The sequence below is a fragment of the Cupriavidus sp. KK10 genome, from assembly GCF_018223725.1.
Lineage (GTDB): Bacteria > Pseudomonadota > Gammaproteobacteria > Burkholderiales > Burkholderiaceae > Cupriavidus > Cupriavidus necator.
The window spans coordinates 2542967-2559161 of sequence record NZ_CP073677.1 but is presented as its reverse complement, the minus strand read 5'-3'; the positions used below and the strand labels follow the sequence as shown (position 1 = coordinate 2559161).

General features: G+C 60.3%; 14 protein-coding genes. 6 read left to right on the top strand and 8 right to left on the bottom strand.

Annotated elements, in window-relative coordinates:
- Positions 1-216 precede the first annotated feature (216 nt).
- The gene (locus tag KB879_RS12220; RefSeq protein WP_013953075.1) at positions 217-438 is read left to right on the top strand and encodes a hypothetical protein; all 222 of its coding nucleotides are present in this window, start codon (positions 217-219) and stop codon (positions 436-438) included.
- 120 nt (positions 439-558) lie between these two features.
- On the opposite strand, the gene KB879_RS12215 is transcribed toward KB879_RS12220, so the two are convergent.
- The 5 genes from KB879_RS12215 to KB879_RS12195 all read right to left on the bottom strand — a co-directional run bounded on the left by KB879_RS12215 (position 559) and on the right by KB879_RS12195 (position 3459).
- A complete protein-coding gene (locus KB879_RS12215) occupies positions 559-732 on the bottom strand; it encodes a hypothetical protein (protein WP_013953074.1) in 174 nt (57 codons plus the stop codon).
- A gap of 8 nt (positions 733-740) precedes the next feature.
- Positions 741-1010: a hypothetical protein gene (locus KB879_RS12210; protein WP_013953073.1), complete on the bottom strand. Its 270-nt coding sequence runs from the start codon at positions 1008-1010 to the stop codon at positions 741-743.
- Between the two features lie 33 nt (positions 1011-1043).
- Positions 1044-1355, bottom strand: a complete 312-nt coding sequence (locus tag KB879_RS12205; protein ID WP_148271662.1) for a hypothetical protein — start codon at positions 1353-1355, stop codon at positions 1044-1046.
- A gap of 221 nt (positions 1356-1576) precedes the next feature.
- Positions 1577-2521, bottom strand: coding sequence for a histone deacetylase family protein (locus tag KB879_RS12200; RefSeq protein WP_211981498.1), 945 nt, complete (start codon positions 2519-2521; stop codon positions 1577-1579).
- A gap of 431 nt (positions 2522-2952) precedes the next feature.
- Complete coding sequence (locus KB879_RS12195; RefSeq protein WP_371827403.1) at positions 2953-3459, bottom strand: cupin domain-containing protein; 507 nt, start codon at positions 3457-3459, stop codon at positions 2953-2955.
- A 333-nt stretch (positions 3460-3792) separates the two neighbouring features.
- On the opposite strand from KB879_RS12195, the gene KB879_RS12190 reads away from it, so the two are divergent.
- On the top strand, positions 3793-5607 hold the full coding sequence (locus tag KB879_RS12190) for an L-lactate permease (protein WP_153957052.1): 1815 nt from the start codon (positions 3793-3795) through the stop codon (positions 5605-5607).
- A 415-nt stretch (positions 5608-6022) separates the two neighbouring features.
- Here KB879_RS12190 and KB879_RS12185 read toward each other — a convergent pair whose 3' ends face one another.
- The 3 genes from KB879_RS12185 to KB879_RS12175 all read right to left on the bottom strand — a co-directional run bounded on the left by KB879_RS12185 (position 6023) and on the right by KB879_RS12175 (position 10168).
- Positions 6023-6763 (bottom strand): transcriptional regulator, encoded by a 741-nt coding sequence (locus KB879_RS12185; protein ID WP_249221288.1) that lies wholly within the window; start codon positions 6761-6763, stop codon positions 6023-6025.
- A gap of 1798 nt (positions 6764-8561) precedes the next feature.
- The gene (locus tag KB879_RS12180) at positions 8562-9842 is read right to left on the bottom strand and encodes an MFS transporter (RefSeq protein ID WP_211982187.1); all 1281 of its coding nucleotides are present in this window, start codon (positions 9840-9842) and stop codon (positions 8562-8564) included.
- Between the two features lie 128 nt (positions 9843-9970).
- The gene (locus KB879_RS12175; protein WP_211981492.1) at positions 9971-10168 is read right to left on the bottom strand and encodes a hypothetical protein; all 198 of its coding nucleotides are present in this window, start codon (positions 10166-10168) and stop codon (positions 9971-9973) included.
- A 372-nt stretch (positions 10169-10540) separates the two neighbouring features.
- On the opposite strand from KB879_RS12175, the gene KB879_RS12170 reads away from it, so the two are divergent.
- The 4 genes from KB879_RS12170 to KB879_RS12155 all read left to right on the top strand — a co-directional run bounded on the left by KB879_RS12170 (position 10541) and on the right by KB879_RS12155 (position 16190).
- The gene (locus KB879_RS12170; protein WP_211981490.1) at positions 10541-11680 is read left to right on the top strand and encodes a polysaccharide biosynthesis/export family protein; all 1140 of its coding nucleotides are present in this window, start codon (positions 10541-10543) and stop codon (positions 11678-11680) included.
- Positions 11677-12114, top strand: coding sequence for a low molecular weight protein-tyrosine-phosphatase (locus KB879_RS12165; protein ID WP_211981488.1), 438 nt, complete (start codon positions 11677-11679; stop codon positions 12112-12114). Before KB879_RS12170 ends, KB879_RS12165 begins: the two co-directional genes overlap by 4 nt.
- 14 nt (positions 12115-12128) lie before the next feature.
- On the top strand, positions 12129-14393 hold the full coding sequence (locus KB879_RS12160; protein ID WP_211981486.1) for a polysaccharide biosynthesis tyrosine autokinase: 2265 nt from the start codon (positions 12129-12131) through the stop codon (positions 14391-14393).
- 336 nt (positions 14394-14729) lie between these two features.
- The gene (locus tag KB879_RS12155) at positions 14730-16190 is read left to right on the top strand and encodes a mannose-1-phosphate guanylyltransferase/mannose-6-phosphate isomerase (RefSeq protein ID WP_211982186.1); all 1461 of its coding nucleotides are present in this window, start codon (positions 14730-14732) and stop codon (positions 16188-16190) included.
- Positions 16191-16195 lie beyond the last annotated feature (5 nt).

Genomic DNA, 16195 nt, shown 5'->3' with positions numbered 1-16195 from the left:
CCGCCGACCATGCGGGCCCCTTTCCTAGTGTCCGCGGTCGGCGCGCGGACAATGCCGTGTCGCCATGGTGAACCGCCCCCCGCGTCCTTGACTCGCCGTGTCCCGTCAGCATGTCTCGTTGACTTTTAACCGTCAGCAGTGTCGGCTTGCGCACAGACCGCGTGCCGCACGCGCCGCAAACTACTTCGAATCTGTCCAACCCGCCAGGAGGCACAGATGAAACAGGTATCACTGACCATTCCAGAAATTGGATTGATTGCCGGAACACGGGCGGCAGGCGCTGCGGGCCTCGCACTGTTGCTCAGCGACCGAATGAATCCGGAACAACGCCGCGCCGTCGGCTGGACGCTGCTCGCTGTAGGGGTCATCACCACAGTGCCGTTGGTTGCGCAAGTGCTTGGGAAACTTCAGCCATACAAGAGCCCCGACGAGAAGTGAAATAATGGTGCGAGGTCCAGAGCCCAAAATTGACGGGCTCGACGACCGACCGGTCCTGGCCGGTCGTCCCGACGGATGCACGCTGGGAACCTGCGATCGTCCCTGCCCCACTGCTGCCGTTCAGACCGGGGCAGTCGCAATGGCGCCTTCAAGCAGCACTTTCAGAAAGAAGCCGACATTCGAATGTCGGCCTGAGAGCGCAGTCGAGTGGCCGTAGTTGGCCGGTTGCGCATGAACAGGGCCGCGCCAGAAAGCGGCCGCACGAATACGTAGCATCGTTTCGTCGGCCAGCATCGGCCGCGCTAGTACTTGATGTCCCGTTTTTCCTGGCGGCCCTCCTGCTTCGTGTCGCGCTTGTCTTGCCGGCACTGGGAGTTGCTCTTCTGGTTTGCAGCCCGGCAGTCGACCTTGCCCGCGCGCGCTTCCTGTTTGGCAGCCTGGTTTGCGTCCCTGCCTTGTTGGCGCTGTTGCGACTGGTTGGTGGCCAGGGCAGCCCCCGATAGCGCCAGGAGTCCGGCTGCGGCCAGCATTGCGCCCGTCCGCCTCCAAAGTCCATTTCTTGATTCGACCATTTTCACCTCCTCCGTGCTGGGTAGAAACGGCGGTCAGTTGTCGCACAACGCCGCCTTCGCATGCTCGTAGAGAGCCAGGCTGAAGAAGCCTCCTCCGACAAAAGAAAGCATCCCTTGCCCGCAGCCGATGATGGCACGAATGAGTGTCGCCGAGAACAAATTCCCATGCGCAAGCCGTTCCTCAAAGGGTGGCAATGGTTCGTGAGTGGCCGACGATCCCACGTCAGTTGCGGCGCGCGTCAAGCGTCCGCTGTTTGGCCATACCTGACGTTTGAGCGTCCGCGCGGTCTTCTGCGGGGATGTCGCTTGATGGCCGGCAAGAAACGGCCGATGGGAGAAGGGCACCTGGAAATCTTCAGTTCCTGATGCAGCGCTGGAGGTACCCCAAAGGTCTCCTAGGATGGATTCTTGTTGAGTTCACGTAGCGCGACCGCCTGGATCGTCGGAGCCGCGAGGGCGCCTGCGAGCGTGCGTGCAACGCTGGACAGTGTCATGAAGAGTTCCGGGGCAACCATCATGCGCGACGACGTATTATCGGCGCTGAACGCGGTCGCACCGCTGTCTCTTCACCCGGCATCGAGCTGCATCAGAGCGCTGACATGAGCCATTGCACTCGTAGCCAATGCGTCAAGAATATAGCCTCCTTCCAGGATCGATACGATGCGGCCGTCGCACGTCTCGTCGGCAATCTGCATCAGTTCCTTGGTGATCCAATGGAAGTCGCTGTCTTCCAGGTTCATGCCAGCGAGGGGATCCAGGCGGTGCGCGTCGAATCCCGCGGAGACAATGAGGATCTCGGGGGCGAATGCCCTTAGCGAGGGAAGCACAAGGGCGGAAATCGCGGCACGGAACTGCGCCGGCTCACAGCCGCGAGGCAACGGAACGTTGACAATATTGTGGTTCACCCCTGTCTCGGACCGGGCTCCAGTACCGGGATAGAAAGGCGACTGGTGGCTGGATGCATAGAACAGCTCCGGGCGGTCGAAGAATGCTGCCTGCGTTCCATTGCCGTGATGCACATCGAAATCGACCACAGCGACGCGCTCGAGTTTGTGGACCTCATAGGCGTAGGCTGCCGCGATCGCCGCCTGGTTGAAAATGCAAAAGCCCATCGCCTTCGCCGGTTCAGCGTGATGGCCGCACGGCCGCGTCGCACAGAACACGTTACGCGCCTGGCCGTCCATCACCGCATCGACACCCGCGCAAGCAGCGCCGACGCAGCGCATGACGGCTTCCCACGAGCCCGGAGACATGATCGTATCGCCCGCGTCCAGCGGCACGTATCCCTGGGTGGGGGCGCTTTGCGCGATCTCGTCGATGTAGTGCAAATCGTGGATCAATTGCAACTGCTCGACGGTGCCCATTGGCGCATCGCGCCATTCCAGCGAAGCGAACTCCGGCGTTCGCAACGCCTGCACGACGGCTCTAAGGCGTTCAGGCGACTCCGGATGGTGCGGCCCGGGGCGGTGTTCGAGACACGCGGTATGGGTATAAATAATCGTAGTTGTCATGTTCGGCTGTACTCGGTTTCAACCGGCGACGATTCCCTGAATCGCACACCGGTGGCCTACGTCGATCGTCACGGCAATCCCGCCAGATATGTAATATATCAGGAGTGCGCGAACACCAACTGTCCAGCCTTTTTGAAGAGTCGCAGCGCCAGCCCGGCACGGCCGGGCGTTTTGTGCGTGGTAGTTAACTTCTTGATGGGTGGCCCCATCGGGCGGTGGCGCTGGCCGGAAGCGGCAGAGTCCTGCTCAGGGGGCGGTTGAAGCCGCGATGGCCCGCTCCAGGTCCAGCCGGTTAAGGGCCGCCGCCGTTTGTGCCCGGCGCCTTGGCCGGGGCTTGATCTTGTCGCATTCGGTCTTCGGCGGGCTCTTTCCGCCGAACGTTCCTGAACCGCCGTTCATCCGCCCCCCAACCGCTCATACCCATGTCGGACTCACGGATGCGGATGAATGGGATCGACCCAATAGACTTCTTCCGGTGGCTCGGCGGGTTTGATATCCAGGTTAATGACAATTGGATCTTGACCGCTGCGGACCACCACACAACTGAGAACCTCAGTTTTGCTTGCATTGATCTCTTGATGAGGTACGAATGGCGGCACGTAGATGAAATCGCCAGGCCCTGCCTCTGCGACAAACTCCAGATTTACACCCCATCGCATACGTGCCCGGCCGCTCACAACGTATATGACGCTTTCCAATTCGCCATGATGGTGAGCTCCCGTTTTGGCATTGGCATCAATGGTGACCGTGCCTGCCCAAAGTTTGCTAGCCCCCGCCCGCGCATGTGTGATTGCGGCCGCTCTCGTCATGCCAGGCGTTTGAGGTGTATTGAGATCGAGTTGGGAGCCAGGAATGATCTTGACTCCGTGATCGCGCCAATTTGGCTTTGACTCAGAACCCATTTCATCGCTCCAGCCCAAGTGAAGTGGTGTTGGCATGGAAGCTGCCTGTTCTACAGACTCCGGCCAGCCACCGATTACTGGGAAATGCTCCTGATCAATTCAAGTTTAGGTGGCTAGCCCAGCACGTCAACTGACAGCGCCGGTCGCTGCATGACTCGCAGTCCATTACGCTGTTGCCGCGCGGTCGTGACATCGGGCCACGATCCAGGAACACCTTCAGGTTTGCTGGCTGGTGCACGCGGCGGTAGAATTTTTGCGGACCCCGCTGCTCTTCGCCGGCCTAAGAACAACTCGCGTGCCGGATACTAATCCGCCCACTGAATGTGCAGCATCCGATTCATTTGAACGGGGTAACCGATGAGGGAAACCATGTACCAGCAGACATACAATCCGCTCGGGAACGTGTTTCTTTCCACCGTGGTGGCAGCGATCCCGATCCTTGTGCTCTTGTACTTCATAGCCCTGCATCGGCACCGCGATTCGCAAGGCAACGTACACCTCGGCATTTCCGCGCCTTATGCGGCGCTCTATGGCGTCATCGCGGCTTTCCTGGTCTCCTGCATCGTCTTCAGGATGCCGCTTGCCTCGGCGGCGTCAGCCTTTGCGCTCGGGTCGCTGTCCGGCTTCCTGGGCATCATCTGGATCGTCCTGGCTGCGATGTTCCTGTACACGATGACCGTAGTGACGGGCAAGTTCGAGATTGTGAAGGAGTCCATCATCCATATCTCGTTCGATCGGCGGCTGCAGTGCGTGCTGATCGCGTTTTCATTCGGGGCGATCATCGAGGGAACTTCGGGCTTCGGGACGCCGGTGGCGATCGCGGGTGCGGTGATGGTGGGCCTGGGATTCAAGCCCTTCCAGTCCGCTGTCCTGAATCTTCTGGCCAATACCGCGCCGGTCGCATGGGGAGCGATTGGCACGCCGATCGTCACGCTGGCAGCGGTGAGCGGCCTGGACCAGGTCACACTGTCCGCAATGGCCGGCCGCCAACTGCCCTTTGTCTCGGTCCTGGTCCCGTTCTGGCTTGTTGCCACGTTCGTGAAGATGGAAGGCGGTACCTGGAAGGAAGCATTCGAGGTGTGGCCGGCGGCGCTGTGCGCGGGGGCATCGTTCGCCGTCATGCAGTGGTTCGCGTCAGGGACCAACGAGTTCCACCTGATGACGGATGTGGTCTCCGGCGTGTTCTCGGTCATCTGCACCGCGCTGTTTCTTCGCTTTGCATGGCATCCGAAGACACGCTTCCTGCTCAGGGCCGAGCGCGAGGCGCTGGCTGCGGCCGGCAAGGCCAGCGCGACAGCCACGGTCGACAGTACCGAGTGGAAGTACTCGTACACGACCCGGGAGACAGTCTACGCATGGCTGCCCTGGGTGATCCTGATCCTTTGCTGCGCCATCTGGGGCATACCGGAGTTTAAGAAGTATTTGAACAACCTGTTCTCCTCGATCACGTTTTCCACGACCTTGCTTGGCTCACCATTCTCAGGGACGCTCTCGCTGCCGGTCTGGGACATGCCCGCCCTGCACAACCTGGTGCAACGGATGCCCCCGGTGGCGCCAGCCAATGCCAAGCCGGAGGTGGCAAGGTTCACCATCAACTGGCTCTCGGCCGCTGGGACCGGCGTATTCGTGGCCGCGATCCTGTCCGGCCTGGTTCTCAGGCTGAGCGCGGCGCAATGGAAGGCGGCTTTCGCCCAGACCCTCCAGCGCATGAAGATTCCAGTCCTGGTGATTGCGCAAGTCCTTGGACTCGGCTTCCTGACGCGGTACGCCGGTACTGACGCGGTGCTCGGCCTCGCGTTCACCGGGGCCGGCTTCCTGTATCCCTTCTTTGCCGCCTACCTGGGCTGGCTCGGCGTCTTCCTGACGGGGTCCGACACTGCCTCCAATGCCCTGTTCGGTAGCCTGCAGCGAATCACTGCCGAACAACTCAATTTGAATCCGATCCTGATCGTCGCCACGAACTCGACCGGTGGCGTGATGGGAAAAATGATCGACGCGCAGTCCATCATGGTGGCCTGCGCAGCATGCTATGACGAGCCAGAGGAGAGATCGCATGCGCTGGGACCGATCTTCCGCACGATTTTCTGGCACTCAATCGCCGGAGCCGCGGTTATCGGCCTGATAGCGCTTCTGCAAGCTTACGTCTTCCCGGGGATCATTCCGATACCACCGGTCGGAAAATGAAGCATGAAGAGGAGATTTGACACAGACCAGACGGCGTCCGTTGATCGTGCCACTCATTGTGGGAGAACAGCACTTCGTATATGTTGGCTGGCAGCTTCACCCATCGAAGCGGCCAGCCAACTACCAACCGGCGAACGTCTTAGAAGGCCGATGAAGCGACTTGCATCGCTGGCCAAAAGTCCGTTAGCTTGCCTGGAGCCGACGTTTCAACTACCGAGTGATCGCGCGGATCTACGACGCTTGATGGCCGGCAACCGCCGTTGCCCTTCGGCCAGGCTTGGCTAGCAACGGATGCCGGCAGCACGTCAGACCAGGACGAGCGTGAGGCCAGCGTTGCCGGGGCCCAAGACAGGGCACGATAACGGGCTCTTTTATCGCGACTCGTGATGGCGGATTCCCTTGGCATACACCCATACTAGGCGAAGGATTCACGAATCCCCGCCTGAGCGTGTTCGCTGCTGGGAAACACTGGCCGAGCACCTTCCTCCGTATGGCGACCAGCCGCGTCGGCAGGCAGCTGGCTCCTCCAGTACGGATCGGGCAAGACCTCCAACTGCGCCCACGGGGCGTTGTCGACGGGATCGAGATCGAGGCAGTGTTTGAAGTCGCTCGCTGCCAGGCGCGTGCCTAGAAGCTTGCCAAACGCATCGAGCTGGACCTGCGAGATCAGTCCTGCGCTGCCGCCGAGCGCTGGGCAGATGATCCACGTCGTGCCGTCCCTGGCGAAGATGCGCAAGCGCCTGACTTGGTCGGCCGGCTGGATTGCGTGCTCTTCGCTGGCGAGCCCGCGTAGCGAGAAGGCTTCGAGGTATTCGTCGGTATGGCGATGGCCCAGACAAACGACCACCTTCGGGCGCCAGCGGGCGCAGGTCTTCGCGAGAAACCGGAAGCGTTCGCCATGCCGGCACAGATCCTCGTAGCGCGTCTGTGGGACGAGTTCGGGCTGGCCTCGGAACGCTTTGGACCAAGGCGTTCGTCCATCGAGTTGGGCAGGCAGGGGAAACAGGCTGAGCCTGAACTCGGCGCCCCCAGGCGCGTAGAGATGGCGCCAGTAGTATTGTTCCCAGTCGTTGTCCGCGAGCCGAACGCGCAGTGCTTCAGCCCGCGCGGCGGCCATGATGCGGGCAATGTACTGATGGCCGAGCCACTTGCCCATGTTTTCCCGCTGCTGGTGGCGGAACTCGGCGTCCCAAGCGGGCGGCGCCACACGCGGCTGCAGCGGCGCGACAAGGGGCTCCAACCAGGCGCGCGGGCTTCTGTCGCATATCCAGACGGGAGCTCTTGGGTTGCCTCCTTCCATCCCCACGTACGATGCAAAATAACGATCCAGTTCCTGACGCGTGAATACCCCTGAATGCTGCATATTATCCCTTGCTGCTTGGTGGGACCCCCATACATCCAATGCCGCAGCATGCCGCCGCCTCTGGGGCGTGCGTGCCACTGTGGTCGTTTAAAAACTCTTTCTGCAGGCGGAGTACGAACGCGATCAGTGCGCCCTCGCGGGCGGCATCCTTGTGCCGATGGGATCTCGGTATAATGGCCCGCCCGCTGCCATGTCACCGGTAATTGCTAGTCGTTCCTTAATGCCGGCGATATCTTGGCGCCTGCGTAACCGCAGGGCCAGGCCAGTACCCGCATGCCGCGCTGCCAGAAAATGCAGCCACGTCGCTTTCGATGACGAAAAGCAATGTCGACTGAATAAGAAAATGCCAGCCGGCCCTTTCGTGGGTCCAGGCTATGTCCGTTCTTATGTGATTGTTGTCACTGACGCAAACCGATACTACTTTTGTATCGCCTGAGCATTACCCGCATATCGATAGCACGCGCCAAGGAGGAAAAATCAAGATCTCTCGAAACGCGCAGCCATGCGGTATTCCAGCCCGGCAGCATTCTTATCCCCGATTCCTGCAATTGAGGTCAATTTAACCAAACCTGCCGGAAATAGGAATTCCAATCTTTTAAGGTCTGACATAAGTGGCTTTGCTGCGCTGCGATATTTCGGGGCTTATCCCCTTTCAATCCCCTCTATGGAGGGGATTGAAAGGGGCGCCTGAAGTTCGTGCGCTCCGCGTTCAGTGCAAGCGTGGCACATTCGCGGTGAGTCGGCGTACTCGACGACGTTCCATTTGCTATGAAAATTTTTCCGGTCATTTTGACCTAATACTTTTTCATTAACTGTTTAGCGCGCCGTACCCCGCTCCAGTGGGGATTGATAGCATTTTTAGGCCACTGGATACCGCTGCCCGCAGTGTCTGCAGGAGCCTCCAAAAAACTACTCTCCATGGTCGGCAATGCCTTGTCCATCAAGGCTTTGCGAGAGTCCAGAAGTCCCGAGGCGAGAGCGCAACGCGAATAATGCCGTGCGCTCCGACATTATCCTGAGCGCCAGCGGTGGGACGTGCGCCCCTCGTCCATAGAGCTGATTTGCCATTCCAATTCCGCCAGCTAGATTGACCTCATCGTTGGCGTTGCCAAAGCCATCGAACTTGCGTGCCTAAGAGCCGGGGAAAGGGGGGCATCCCATGAAACGCATCCATATGAGCTGTTCGGGCCCAAGGCACGTCAACAACAACCAGGCCACCGATTGGGGAGGCCTCGCCATCAACCTCGCCTGCATCAAGTAGGCACGTTGGATGGCGGCGCGCGTCTGGGCCGGGGGGAGGCGCGCGCTTGAGCGGCGGCAGGACACATTGTCCTGCCGCCTTTCTGTTCCGCCATGAAACCTGCCGTGGCGAACGACTACGTACAGCTCGTTTGGGCTGAGGGCAAAGAAAGAGGGTGTAGGCGCCACAGGGATGCGCCTACACCCTTAAGTTGGCAACGGGGTCGCCGCTTTGCATTGTGCTGCATCGCAGCATCGGCGGTACCCCTCAAGCGATGGGAAGCACGAGTGCAGCGTAAGAAAGTGCTCGGCCTGCCTGAAGCGTCGGGGAATTCTGACTTGATAGGGCGGTTCAGGCTTGTGGGCGCTGCTCCTTGATCAGCACGACCGCACCGAAACTCAGCAGGCATGTCGCTGCCATATACCAGGCCGCCGACATGGGATTGCCACTCAACTTAATCATTCCCGTCACGATGAACTGCGCGGTGCCGCCAAACACCGCAACGTTCAGCGCATGCGAAATCGCGGCGCCGCTGGCGCGAACCCGTGCAGGAAATGCCTCGAGCACAAGCAGGGTGCCAACGGCAGCGCCAAGTGCCACCATTGCGCTGATCAGCCCGACGCCAACCAGGACTGGCAGCGTGCCGTCTGCACGCACAATCGTCAGGAAGACCGGGAAGACCAGAAGCACTTTGCATCCCGCCGTGAATAGGGCCAGCGGCTTGCGGCGGGGCAGGCGGTCGATGAGCAGGCCGGACAGCGGCGGGATGACAGTCAGCAGCAGCGCGGACAATGTTGCAGCCAAAAATCCTGTGCTGGCAGGTACGTGCATCACGCGATGCAGGTAGCTTGGCATGTAGTAGACGATGACGTAGACCGGGATCGTTGACCCCATCCTGATCAGGATCGCCAGGAGCATGGTGCTGCGATGCTCGCGCCACAGCTCGACGAGCGGCGTGGCGGCAGCTCTGCCCCTTGTGTCGGCGACCGGCGCCTCGCGAAGCTGGCGGCGAACGTAGATGCCGACTGGCGCGATCAGAAGTCCGATCAGGAACGGGAGACGCCAGCCCCAGGAAGCCAGATCCTCCGGCGACATTACCTTCGTGAGAAGGGTGCCCAGGGATGCTCCCAGCAACGCAGCCGCGCCCTGGCTCACGGACTGCCAGCTGACCACGCGGCCACGACTCGACACCGGTACGGTTTCCATCACGTATGTTGAGGCAACGCCAATTTCACCGCCGACGGCAAAACCTTGCAGCGCCCGACCGATGATGATGATGACCGGCGCAGCCGCACCGATCATTGCAAACGGCGGGCAGAGGGCGATGGCCGCCGTTCCGACGGTCATCAGGCCGATGGTTCTCGTCATCGCCGCGCGGCGCCCGACACGGTCGGCGTAGGCACCGATCATCATCGCGCCAAGCGGCCGGATGAGAAAGCCAACGCCAAAGGTGCCCACTGCCAACAGCAACGAAGTCAGAGGATCTTCCGCCGGGAAGAACTGGTCTCCGATCATCGCCGCGAAGAATCCGAACACGGTGAAGTCAAACGTTTCCAGTCCACTGACGAGAGACGTTGCGACGACAGTCTTTCGGAGTTCGCTTTCGCTTTTCTGAGTGTCTCCTTCCCCCATCTTCAACCGTCAATGCTCCAATTCATGACTTTCCCCACCTAAGCGTGGGGCCCACTAAAGCAGGGTAAGACCCGGTCCGACCCCCATCAATAATCAACCCCGGCAAGCCTGACCCCTTGCCTGACCCGTTAGGGTGTAGGACTCCCTGTGCCTACACCCTTCTTTTTTTGCGCTTTGGCAAATTGCGGGAAGAAGGGTGCGAGCATAGTGGCGTCCGGAAATCCGGTGGGCAAGATGCGCCGGATCAGACGATCTTGCAGGCCAGGAACACGGCCGAAAAAAGCCGCAGCAAGCTGGCTGTCACGAGACGAAATGCGCAGCCGCATGACGGAATTTCCCACGCTCGACGAGGCACGCATTCTTGCTCAATATCGCTTCGCGCACATCCCTCCTTTTTGCGGGTCCACTCTTACGTGGGGATAGATAACTCGCTAAAAACGCCATTTGTGCCTTGAAGATGTAGCCGCTGGAGCCATACACTTCGCCGGTCATTCGCGTAATGACGCAGTGCAAAAAGAGCGCGCCACCGCGCCGAGCAGCACGAAGCCAACACCGCCAGGTTCAAATCCGCAAGCTGCGCAAACAAGCGGAAAGGCACCAGCGTGTGCCATGTCGGACAAGCGGAATCCCCGCAATACAGCCCGCTCAGGAGACGGCGGACAATGCGGGCCTTCTTGTAACAAGGGAATAATCGAGACGTGCTAAAGCTTTCAAGCAGGCTGACGTTTGGCAGGGCGGTAATGTACCTGGGGATCGTTCCGTTGCTGGCTTCCTGTGCACTCGCACCAGGGATGCGCTTCGACCCGCAGCGACCGCTCGATCCGGAGGACCCGGAATCGGTGCCCAAGATCACGCTCATCACACCGGCGCTGGTGCGCACGCTGAAGGCATCCACACAGCCAGCGAATGCTGGGGTGGAGGAGCTGTTCGCAGACCCGAGGCCCTATACCGTGGGCGTGGGCGACATTCTCTCGATCGTTGTGTGGGACCACCCGGAACTGGTGTTCCCCACGCAAACGTACTCGATTGGTACTGCGTACGAGATCCCGAACTACAGCGGCGCGGCCAACGTGCCGGGCTACGTCGTAAGTCCCGCGGGCACCATCCAGTTTCCTTATGCCGGTGTGCTCAAGGTTCTCGGCCGCACGCCGGACGAAATCCGCGGACAGTTGAGCACCCAGCTCAAGCCTGTCGTCAACATGCCGCAGGTCACCGTACGCGTGCTCGCCTTCCGCAGCAAGCGCGTCTACATGGACGGCGAAGTCAAGACGCCCGGCCCCCAGAACGTCGACGACGTACCCATGACCCTGGTCGAAGCGCTCAACCGCGCCGGGGGTGTCAACGTCCTGACGGGCGACAACAGCCGCATCCGCGTTTCGCGCGAGGGCAAGACCTACGTCGTCAACCTGCCTGCGCTTCTGCAGCAAGGCATCGACCCCGCCCAAATCCTGCTGCGCAACGGCGACATCGTTCGCGTGGAACAACGCGAGGACAGCAAGGTATTCGTGACCGGCGAAGTCGTGCGTCCTGTTGCCGTTCTGCCGCGCAACGGCCGCCTGACCCTCAGCGAGGCCATTGGTGAAGCCGGCGGCGTCAACCCCCTCTCGGCCAACGCCAAGGAACTCTACGTTATCCGCAAAAGCAACGATGGCGAAGCAGAGGTGTTCCACCTCGACGGCAAGTCACCTGTCTCCTTTGCCCTGGCCGAGTCGTTCGAGCTGAAGCCGAGGGACGTCGTCTACGTCGATGCCGCAGGTGTGGTCCGATGGAGCCGTGTGATCAACCAACTGCTGCCGAGCGGGAATTTCTTCACGTCCACGGCGAACGCGGTCAAATGATCAAGACTGTATTGGTGGTTTGCATCGGCAATATTTGCAGGAGCCCTATGGCGCAGGGGCTTCTTAAGCAGGCATTGCCGGATGCCAACGTCATCTCCGCTGGCCTTGGTGCGCTCACTGGCAAGCCGGCCGACGCGCACGCCATCGCAGTCATGCACGAGATTGGCGTGGATATCACCGGCCATCGGGCCCAGCAACTGAGTCGAGCCATGACGACGCGTGCGGACCTAATTCTCGTGATGGACAACGACCAGCGGCAGGACATCCAGCACTTGCACCCGGCCACCACCGGTCGGGTCTTCCGCATCGGTGAGCTGGCCAGGTTCGACGTGCCAGATCCCTATCGCGAGGCTCGTCCCGCCTTCGAAAACGTGCTGCGGTTGATCCAACGCGGCGTGGAAGCCTGGGTGCCGCGCATCCAGGCGCTTCGATAATCGATTTAGTAGCAATGCAGATGAACCAGACTCCCCCTCCAGTTGTTGTCGCTGCGCCTCCGGAAGACGAGATTGATCTCGTCCGGTACCTTGATGTGCTGATTGCCAGCCGTTGGCTGATTGCATCCATTGCGGGTGTGGTGCTGGCGCTAGGGGTGGCGTACGCGTTCCTGGCTCGGCCAGTCTATCGGGCCGACATCTTGGTGCAGGTGGAGGACAATCCGAATAGCGCCAATAGCCTGCTGGGTGACGTCTCCAGTCTGTTTGATGTCAAGGCCCAGGCCACGGCTGAGATCGAGATACTCCGATCCCGCATGGTCGTCAGCAAGGCGGTGGACAATCTGCGACTCTATATTTCGGCGAAGCCCAAGTATTTTCCTTTTTTCGGTGCCAGCATCGCCAGCCGCGCCAAGGGCCTATCCGAGCCAGGACTATTCGGGTTCGGTGGCTTCGCTTGGGCCAAGGAATCGATCATTGTCGAGCAGTTCGATGTCCCAGAATCCCTTGAGGGCGAAAAATTTAAGCTGACCGCGTTCGGGGAAGGCCGCTACCGTGTGGAGCATTCCAGCCTGGACGCGCCCCTTGAAGGGAGTGTAGGCAAGCCGCTGACTGCTGAGCAGAGCGTGGGCGGCTTCACGCTCCTGGTAAAGGAGATGAAGGCAAAGCCGGGTATCACGTTCAACTTGGTGCGAAGCTCGCACCTGCAGACAGTCGAGCAACTCCAGGATCAGCTTCGGATTGCCGAGAAGGGCAAGCAGAGCGGCATCATCGGTGCTTCGCTGGATGGGAACGACCAAAAGCTTACGGCGAGTATTCTGAATGAGATCGGCGAAGAGTACGTTGCGCAGAATATCAAGCGTAAAGCCGCCGAGGCAGAGAAATCGCTCGTCTTCCTGGGGGATCTGCTCCCACAACTCAAGGGGGAGCTGGAACGGGCCGAGGTGAAATACAACGAGATGCGCAACAAGCGCAATACCTTCAACCTGAGCGAAGAGGGTAAAGCGTTCCTGCAGGAAAGCGTGACGGGCGAAACGAGGCTGCTCGAGCTGAAGCAAAAGCGTACCGAACTATCGACACGTTTCGCTGCCTCGCATCCGGGCGTGCAGGCCCTCGATCAGCAGATTGCGGCGCTAAATACGAAGGTCGGCGCTATGGCAGCCCGCATGAAAGCCTTCCCCAATGTGGAGCAGGACACACTGCGGCTGATGCGCGACGTGCAAGTCAACAACGATCTCTACGTGGGATTGCTGAACAATATGCAGCAGCTCAAGCTCGTCAAGGCGGGCAAAATCGGCAATGTAAGGCTGCTTGACAATGCCCCGGTTCCCGAGGAGCCCATCAAGCCCAAGAAGGGCATGGTCGTGGCGCTGGCGGCTATCCTCGGCGTTCTGATTGGTATTGTTGTGGCTTTCGTGCGCAATGCGCTGTATGGCGGCATCACAGACTCCCAGGACATTGAACAGCATACAGGCCTGAGCGTCTATGCGACCGTTCCTTTATCGAGCAGCCAGACTTTCCTCACCGAAGAAATCCGCCAGCGCAAGCGCGGCAACTTCGTGCTCGCGGAACGTAATCCCAATGAGCCAGCAATTGAAAGTCTGCGCAGCCTGCGCACGGCGCTGCAGTTTGCCATGCTCGACGCGGACAACAAGCGCGTGCTGCTCACGGGTCCCACTCCGGGCGTCGGCAAGTCATTTATCTCAGCCAACCTCACCGCGGTGATGGCTCTGAGTGGAAAGCGCGTGCTGCTGATCGATGCCGACATGCGCAAGGGCCACCTGAACCAGTATTTTGGCAAGTCCCGTAACAACGGGCTGTCGGAAGTGCTGATCGGAAAAACGAGTTTTGAGCAGGCGGTTCACCGAGGAGTCCTTGAGAATCTGGACTTTCTCAGTACCGGCAGCTTGCCTCCCAATCCGGCGGAGCTGTTACTCAACGAGCGCATGGTTAAGCTTCTTGATGAGTTGGATCACCAGTACGACCTTGTCCTGATCGATACGCCCCCCGTTCTTGCCGTCTCCGATACGGCGATCCTCGCCGCCCGCTGCGGCACGGTGCTCCTGGTGACGCGGTTCGAGAAAACCACTATCGGCGAAGTGGCGGAATCCGCCAAGCAACTGCGCCAGACAAATGCCGATGTGAATGGCGTCGTATTCAATGGCCTGGATCCGAATGCGTATCGCTATGGATATGGATCGAAGTATGGACGGTATCGGTATGCGTACTACGGGTATGCGGCGGATACCACGACAAAGCAGTTGACGGTCGAGGGCAAATGAAGGGCCGTGACCAGTTGAACAGCAGGTAGGGATTAGGTCCACGTCGGACGCATGTACCGGCGCCTGAGCCGGCATAGAGACCGGCCATATATCAGCCAGCTCAAGGAAGCAGGCGAATTTGCGTGATAGGCGGCAAGCGCAGTCATGAAGCGCATGTGGCTACCGCCTTCCCACCGACCATCCGGACAGCAGGGTCTGCTGCTAAGGCGGCCATCGAGTTGTCCGGAGGGATTTATCCATTACAGGGAAAAGCCGTCGCCACCTGGCGGCGCGTCCTCTCACGTCTTGCTTACGCTGAGAGGCTGACTGACATTTGATTTGGCAAAGGAGAAGCCGATGCAAGAGCCAGCCGTGATCATTCCCGTCGTTCTTTGTGGTGGCTCCGGAACACGCCTGTGGCCGCTATCACGCGAGGGCTATCCGAAGCAGTTCCTCAAGCTTCTGGGTGACCGCTCGCTGCTGCAGGATACGTTGCTGCGTGTGCAGGGGATTCCGGGCATTGGCGCACCATTGCTTGTCACCAGTCATGCGCATCGGTTCATGGTGGCGGAACAAGCCCGCGAGATCGGCATCAGCGATGGCGAATTCATGCTGGAACCGCATGCCAGGAATACTGCCCCTGCCTTGGCTGCGGCTGCGGCTGCGTTGCACGCGCTGGCCGCGGGGCAGGATCCGCTGATGCTAGTGCTGCCGTCGGATCACCTGATCCGGGACACGTCCGCCTTCGCTAGCATCGTGACGCAAGGCGTTGCCGCAGCGCAAGCCGGAGCACTTGTCACCTTTGGTATCGCGCCCACCGCGCCCGCTACCGGGTACGGCTATATCAAGGCCGGTGCGCGCCGCACGGAATCGAGCTTCGAGGTTGCCTGCTTCGAAGAAAAGCCATCGTTGCCGCGCGCGAACCAGTTCCTGGCGGAGGGTGGCTACTTCTGGAACAGCGGAATCTTCCTGTTCCGTGCCTCGGCGTTCCTTGCCGAGCTGGAGGCTTTTTCGCCTGAGATCCTGCGCGCAGTCCAGGAGTCCGTGAGCCTCGGCCAGAAGGACCTCGATTTCTTCCGTCTCGATGAAGCAGCATTCGCGCGCTGCCCAAGCAACTCCATCGACTACGCCGTCATGGAACACACGACGCGCGCGCAGATGGTGCCGTTTGCCACCGAGTGGAGCGACGTTGGTGCGTGGGACGCCGTGTGGAAACTCGGCACAAAGCAGGCTGACGGAAATGTCACGACGGGTGATGTTCTCACGCACAACGCGAAGGATTGTCTGGTCCATGCGTCGCACCGCCTGGTTGCCATTGCAGGCGTGGAGGACGTGATGGTGGTGGAAACACCCGACGCGGTGCTCGTGGTGCACAAGGACCAGTGCCAGGACGTCAAGGCTCTCGTGGACATGGTTCGCAAGCAAGGGCGCAGCGAAGCCGCGGACCATCGTAAGGTCTACCGCCCGTGGGGCAGCTATGACTCGGTTGACGAAGGCCAGCGCTACCAGGTCAAGCGCATTACGGTCAAGCCGGGTGCCAAGCTCTCCATGCAAATGCACTATCACCGCGCGGAACACTGGATCGTGGTGAAGGGCACCGCTCGCGTGACCTGCGGCAACGAGACCTTCCTGCTCAGCGAGAACCAGTCCAGCTATATCCCACTGGGCACCATCCACCGTCTGGAGAACCCCGGCAGCGTCCCGCTCGAACTCATCGAAGTGCAGAGCGGCAGCTACCTGGGTGAGGACGACATCGTCCGCTTTGACGATGTTTATGGCCGCGCGCCCGCACCTGGATCTAAGGCCGAACTGGCCTGATTGAC

Excerpts from the sequence above, each read along its gene's own strand:
- KB879_RS12220 (WP_013953075.1), top strand. The coding sequence starts at position 217 with ATGAAACAGGTATCACTGACCATTCCAGAAATTGGATTGATTGCCGGA.
- KB879_RS12215 (WP_013953074.1), bottom strand. The coding sequence starts at position 732 with ATGCTGGCCGACGAAACGATGCTACGTATTCGTGCGGCCGCTTTCTGG.
- KB879_RS12210 (WP_013953073.1), bottom strand. The coding sequence starts at position 1,010 with ATGGTCGAATCAAGAAATGGACTTTGGAGGCGGACGGGCGCAATGCTG.
- KB879_RS12200 (WP_211981498.1), bottom strand. The coding sequence starts at position 2,521 with ATGACAACTACGATTATTTATACCCATACCGCGTGTCTCGAACACCGC.
- KB879_RS12195 (WP_371827403.1), bottom strand. The coding sequence starts at position 3,459 with ATGCCAACACCACTTCACTTGGGCTGGAGCGATGAAATGGGTTCTGAG.
- KB879_RS12190 (WP_153957052.1), top strand. The coding sequence starts at position 3,793 with ATGTACCAGCAGACATACAATCCGCTCGGGAACGTGTTTCTTTCCACC.
- KB879_RS12185 (WP_249221288.1), bottom strand. The coding sequence starts at position 6,763 with ATGGGCAAGTGGCTCGGCCATCAGTACATTGCCCGCATCATGGCCGCC.
- KB879_RS12180 (WP_211982187.1), bottom strand. The coding sequence starts at position 9,842 with ATGGGGGAAGGAGACACTCAGAAAAGCGAAAGCGAACTCCGAAAGACT.
- KB879_RS12175 (WP_211981492.1), bottom strand. The coding sequence starts at position 10,168 with ATGCGGCTGCGCATTTCGTCTCGTGACAGCCAGCTTGCTGCGGCTTTT.
- KB879_RS12165 (WP_211981488.1), top strand. The coding sequence starts at position 11,677 with ATGATCAAGACTGTATTGGTGGTTTGCATCGGCAATATTTGCAGGAGC.
- KB879_RS12160 (WP_211981486.1), top strand. The coding sequence starts at position 12,129 with ATGCAGATGAACCAGACTCCCCCTCCAGTTGTTGTCGCTGCGCCTCCG.
- KB879_RS12155 (WP_211982186.1), top strand. The coding sequence starts at position 14,730 with ATGCAAGAGCCAGCCGTGATCATTCCCGTCGTTCTTTGTGGTGGCTCC.